Here is a 5,189-nt window from a genome sequence, read left to right as displayed (position 1 = left end):
AACGCACGTCCACCATCGAGAAGGCGCCGGACGCCGTCATCCTGCTCACGAGCTCGTCATCGCTGTCCGACGAGTGCACAGAGGTCGAGCGTTCTTCCGCCCCCTCATGGGTTCTGGACGATGCACCCGACCCCTATAAAGCCGAGACGGTCTTCGTCTGCGGCGACTGGAGCGTGATTCCCACGGACGACGGCTGGTTCGGCTGGACCCCGAACTCGGATGAGGAGCGCGCCTCCGCCGCGGGATGAGTCGTGCAGAAACCTTGGTAATCGTCAGCGATTTCCAGGGCTTCGACGCGTACAATTGCACTATGGGACCAGAATCACCTGTTGTGCCTGGGGCGCAACACAACCTCAGCGCCGAGGAGCTCTTCCGTCGGCTCGCCACCTCGATCGCCGACGGCACGTATGCACCGGGCGCGAAGCTGAGCGACAAGGCGATCGCCGAGGACCTCGGCGTGACGCGAACCCCTGTTCGCGAGGCCGTCCAGCGCCTCGCGCGCGCGGGACTCATGGAGGTGCACGCGAATCGCTATTCGATGGTCACCGACATCACCGACGAGCGCTCGCGCATCACGCGCGAGTTCGCCGCATCGCAGGGTGGCGAGATCATCCGCGAAGCCGCGCTGGCGCTCTCCGAGCAGGACCTCGTCATCGCCTGCGAGCTGATCCACGACGCGATCGAGTCCGTCGAGTCCGGAAAGGGCTGGATCGAGACGCACGTCGAGCTGTTCGAGTTCCTCACCGACCGCGCGCTCAATGACCTCTACCGACTGATGCTGAGCGACTTCTGGTACCTGGTCTTCCGCGACCTCTACCTCGGCGAGCCCAGGGTGAACACGAGGGAGTCGCTCGAGGAGCTCGAGTCGGCGATGCGGGCCCGCAGTGCGAACGCCGGCGTGCGCGCCGTGCAGCAGATGCTCCGACTCAAGTAGCCGATCGCCGCGGAAGATCGTCGCTGCGGAAGATCGTCACCGCGGAAGATCGCCGCCGCGGAAGAGATTGGTTCCGGTCCTCCCGCGCCCGAACGGGGAGGACCGGAGCAGTCGATGAGAAGGTCCGCATGCGCACCCACCCCCGATGGGCGCTCGAGACCGAGAGAAATCGAGGGCACCGTCTGGTTCGACCGACGCAGAGCGGCAGAGCCGGCTCGTCGTGGTATCAGCGTAAGACGGACGGCCCGCTGACACCCATTTTCGGCCGTCCGTTGACGCGGGGCGACGGCGACTGCTATGCGCGGGAGAAACGGTCGTGGCGGCAACCGGATCGCACCACGGTTACGCTCGGAGAATGATCGAGACGCTCACCGGATTCGCCGTCGTGGGGGTCGCGATCGCGCTGGGCTGGGTGCTCGGCCGCATCGACCTCCTGGGCCCGCACGCCCGGCACGTGCTGGGCCGGCTCATCTTCTTCGTGCTGTCGCCGTTCCTGCTCTTCACAGTGCTCGCGCACGCGGACGCGAAGATGCTCTTCTCCTCGCTGCTGCCGGTGTCAGCCATCGCCGCGGTCACGATCATCGCGATCTACACACTGGTGGCACGGCTGTGGTGGAAGCGTCCCGTCGGCGAGACGCTGATCGGCGCTCTGTCTGCGGGCCAGGTGAACTCGAACAACATCGGCATCCCCCTCTCGCTCTACCTGCTGGGCAGCGCCGCGTACCCCGCGCCGGTCGTGCTCATGCAGCTGCTGGTGTTCACCCCGATCTCGCTGACGATCCTCGATGCGGTGACGAGCGACCGGGTCTCGCTGCGCAAGACCCTCGTGCGCACGGCGACGAACCCGATCATCATCGGCTCGATCCTCGGCACGCTCGTCTCGGTGCTCGACATCACCGTCCCGCCGATCGTGATGCAGCCCGCGCAGCTGATCGCCGATGCCGCCGTACCCGTCCTGCTCATCAGCTACGGCATCTCGCTGCACGGTCAGCGCGTGCTCGGCGCCCCGGGCCATCGACGGGACATCATCCTCGCGACCGCGCTGAAGCTGCTCGCGATGCCGCTGATCGCCTGGGTCGTGGCGGAATTCGTCTTCGGGCTCTCCTCGGCCGAGGTGCTGATCGTGGTGATCCTCGCAGCGCTGCCGACCGCGCAGAACGTCTTCAACTACTCGCAGCGGTACGACATCGGCGAGACGATCTCCCGCGACACCGTCTTCCTCACCACGGTGGGCTGCCTGCCGGTGCTGATCGGCATCATGCTCCTGCTGGGCTGACTCCTGCGCCGACCTCGTCGGTGCGCGCGATACGGGTGTCCGACAGCAGCAGAGGGAGGTCGCGCATCACCACGACGCTGTCGAACACGGCAGCCCCCTCGGGCAACGCGTCGAAGAAGGACGACCGGAGGCGATGCAGTCGCGCCGCCTCGACCCTCCACCGGTCGGCGGCGAGCGCGACCGGTTCGACGCTCTGCCCGTCTCTCGCCAGGGACCAGCCCACCCGTCCGGAGCGATAGAACGCGGACGCGGCCTCGATCGACGGGAAGAGCGTGCTCGACCACTCCCCTCCCACCTCGACGTCGGCGTCGAGGCTGTGCGCGCCCGCCGCCATCGTGAGGGCGAAGCGATCCTCCGATTCCGCGATCCGGAATCGCGCCCTGCGATGCACCCCAGGGAAGAGGCGTCCGCCGAACAGCACGGGATGCCACGCCGAGCTGTGGCGCTCGAAGATGAACACCCCGCTCTCGACTCCGTCGGGCCCGTCCCACTCGACGGCGATCCGATGGGCGGCGTTCTCAGACCGGAGGCCGATCCGACGCCGGACCCAGCGGGGACGGATGTCCTCGAGACCCAGGACGCAGACCCCGGCGACCGCGGAACCGTCGACGAGCTGCGGACGGAATCCGTCCGGGAGCAGCGCTGCGGCCACCGCCGGGTCGACGCGATAGCTGATCAGAAGTCGACGACGAAGCTGCGCGCGGACATCGCGGATGATCCTCATGATGCGAACATAGCACTGTAGCTAAATTCCTCCAAGCGTCGATCGGCGGGCGCTCTAGGGTTGTCCCGTGGACAATCCGCTCATCTTCATCGCCGTGATCGTCGCACTGCTCGTGCTCGCGGTGCTGCTGCCGCGAGGGGTGCGGGGCTCCGCGGGCGCGGCCGGACGGAGGGCCGAGCGCAGACTCGCCGACACGCAGCTCGCGCCGATCCTCGACGAGCTCGCCACGACCGTCGTCCTGCTCGCACCGGAGCCCACGGTGCGGGAGATCGTCGACGGCCTCGTCGTGCAGCAGCCGCGACGCTTCGCGATGCTCGACGGCGGCCGCTACGGCATCCGCTTCGTGGAGCCGGATGATGCGGTCATCCGGCTCGTCGCCGATGCCGAGGGGACGAGCATGCAGGTCGAAGGGTTCCGGGAGCACCTGGGCCGGCCCAACACCGCGGAGGCCTGGGCCGACCTGCGCACCCGTGCGGCGTCGGCGGCGGAGGCCAGGGGCATCGACGCGCATCCCGGACCGCCACTGCCCCACCGGCGGGGAGACGACGGATCGTGGGTCCGGTCCGACGGGAGCGAGTGAGTCGCCGGACTCGATGCCCTGTGCATCTCACAGCCGTCGCAACTAGGCTGTGGTACTGCCGACGGCGCTCTGCGCCGTGCTGCAGTCGGACTGCGACGGCACCTCTTCTCATCACAGATCCCGTGCCTGTGACCTGCGCCGGAAAGGCTGATCAATGAGTGAATCCACCGACAACAACCGGACTCCCGACTTCTTCGACAAGCTGATCGAGGAGAACCCCCGCGAGCAGTCCGGGTTCACCGCGTCGTTCCGCGGCTACGACAAGGCGGAGGTCGACTCCGCTCTCAGCACCCTGCGCAACCAGCTGCAGCAGGCGAAGGCCGATCTCGCCGCCGCCGAGGCACGTCACGAAGACGACGTCGAGTCGCTCCGCGAGAAGGAGCGGATCGCGCGTGAGGACCTGGAGGCCGAGCTCCTCACCGCGAAGGCCAAGGCCGCCGAGACCGAGCAGCAGGTCGCGACATTGACCAACGAGCTCGTCGACACCCCGCGTGCCGACGGCCAGGAGGCCCCCTCGCGCGAGCAGTTCGAAGCCATTCTGCGGGTCGCGGAGGAGCAGGCCAACGTGCTCATCCAGAACGCAGCCGTGCAGGCGGATCGCCTCATGGCCGCCGCCCGCGAAGAGGTCACCACTCAGCGCGCCGATGCCGACGCCGACGTCGAGCGCATCATCTCGCAGGCGCAGCACGACGCGGATCAGGTGCGTCTGAAGATCGACACCGAGTACACCGCCCACGAGGCGACGATCGAGCGCGAGGCGGCGCACGCGGCCGAGAAGGTGCACCAGGCGACGCAGGAGGCCACCGCGATCCGCACCGAGGCGGAGAAGGGCGCCGCGGCGCTGCGCTCGCTCGTCACCCGCGAGACCACGCAGCTGCGCGCGGATGCCGAGCGCGAGGTGCGGGAGATGAACGCCCGCGTGCTGGAGTTCGAGGAGACGCTCACCCGCCGCCAGGACGACGCACAGCAGGAGTTCCTGGTGCTGCACAACCAGGCCGTCGCCCACGCCGAGCGCATCACCACCGACGCCAACGAGCAGGTCGCGGCATCGCTGGAGCACGCGCAGCGCATCTCCGGCAAGGCCGACGACTACGAGCGTCTGATGCGCGCACAGGCGCAGACGATCGAAGCCGACGCGCAGGTGCGGGCACGCGACACGCTCGACCGCGCCAGGGTGAAGTCGCAGAAGATCGTCGACTCCGTCACGAGCCACACCTCGTCGGTGCTGCGCGACGCCGAGGACCACGCCCGCCAGCTGCGCTGGCAGCAGCAGCAGCTCGCCAGCTTCATGGCCGAGGTGCGCGAGCTGATCCGCCCCGACGGCATCTTCAGCGACGAGGCCGGTAAGACCGCGGCGTCCTCGACCGCCGCGACGAGCGGTGCCGGCGAGGTTCTGGCGGACGACGGCGAAGCCCTCGATGCGGAGCTGATCGACGACGGCGATGTCGAGGCCGACGACGCGCCCGTCTCGGAGTTCCGCGGGGACGAGGCTCTCGACGACGAGTACCTCGACGACGAGGCCGAGACCATCGACGGGAAGATCACGATAACAGCGGGTCGGCGCCGAACGCCAGTGGCGCCGCCAGCAACAGCATGAGCGTCAATAAAACGCGCATTACTTCTTATCCTTCTGATCCTTGCCCAGCAACTCCATCAGGCGCTGGGCGAATTCTGG

At 68.1% G+C, this 5,189-nt stretch carries 6 protein-coding genes; 5 read left to right on the top strand and 1 reads right to left on the bottom strand.

Annotated features, from left to right (window positions below; all coding sequences use genetic code 11):
* The 3 genes from ABTZ43_RS16940 to ABTZ43_RS16930 form a co-directional block, all read left to right on the top strand.
* Positions 1-248, top strand: a 248-nt coding sequence (locus ABTZ43_RS16940; RefSeq protein WP_350539615.1) for a hypothetical protein, incomplete at its 5' end; no start/stop codon positions are given.
* Between the two features lie 83 nt (positions 249-331).
* Positions 332-934 carry a GntR family transcriptional regulator gene (locus ABTZ43_RS16935; RefSeq protein WP_350539614.1) on the top strand — a complete coding sequence of 201 codons (603 nt, stop codon included), beginning with the start codon at positions 332-334 and terminating at the stop codon, positions 932-934.
* A 355-nt stretch (positions 935-1,289) separates the two neighbouring features.
* On the top strand, positions 1,290-2,210 hold the full coding sequence (locus ABTZ43_RS16930) for an AEC family transporter (RefSeq protein ID WP_149423930.1): 921 nt from the start codon (positions 1,290-1,292) through the stop codon (positions 2,208-2,210).
* Here ABTZ43_RS16930 and ABTZ43_RS16925 read toward each other — a convergent pair.
* The gene (locus ABTZ43_RS16925; protein ID WP_350539613.1) at positions 2,191-2,934 is read right to left on the bottom strand and encodes a DUF2071 domain-containing protein; all 744 of its coding nucleotides are present in this window, start codon (positions 2,932-2,934) and stop codon (positions 2,191-2,193) included. The two genes, ABTZ43_RS16930 and ABTZ43_RS16925, sit on opposite strands and share 20 nt — an antisense overlap.
* A gap of 67 nt (positions 2,935-3,001) precedes the next feature.
* Here ABTZ43_RS16925 and ABTZ43_RS16920 point away from each other — a divergent pair, with 67 nt between their 5' ends.
* Positions 3,002-3,514, top strand: a complete 513-nt coding sequence (locus ABTZ43_RS16920) for a hypothetical protein (protein ID WP_350539612.1) — start codon at positions 3,002-3,004, stop codon at positions 3,512-3,514.
* 154 nt (positions 3,515-3,668) lie between these two features.
* Complete coding sequence (locus tag ABTZ43_RS16915) at positions 3,669-5,111, top strand: cell division initiation protein (RefSeq protein ID WP_350539611.1); 1,443 nt, start codon at positions 3,669-3,671, stop codon at positions 5,109-5,111.
* Positions 5,112-5,189 lie beyond the last annotated feature (78 nt).

Origin of the sequence: Microbacterium sp. NPDC097977, assembly GCF_040302605.1 — a bacterium.
Taxonomy (GTDB): Bacteria; Actinomycetota; Actinomycetes; order Actinomycetales; family Microbacteriaceae; genus Microbacterium.
This window is presented reverse-complemented; position numbering and strand designations above follow the sequence as displayed.

Bases quoted from the DNA above. Each gene is read 5' to 3' on its own strand.
- ABTZ43_RS16930 (WP_149423930.1), top strand. From the start codon at position 1,290: ATGATCGAGACGCTCACCGGATTCGCCGTCGTGGGGGTCGCGATCGCG.
- ABTZ43_RS16925 (WP_350539613.1), bottom strand. From the start codon at position 2,934: ATGAGGATCATCCGCGATGTCCGCGCGCAGCTTCGTCGTCGACTTCTG.
- ABTZ43_RS16915 (WP_350539611.1), top strand. From the start codon at position 3,669: ATGAGTGAATCCACCGACAACAACCGGACTCCCGACTTCTTCGACAAG.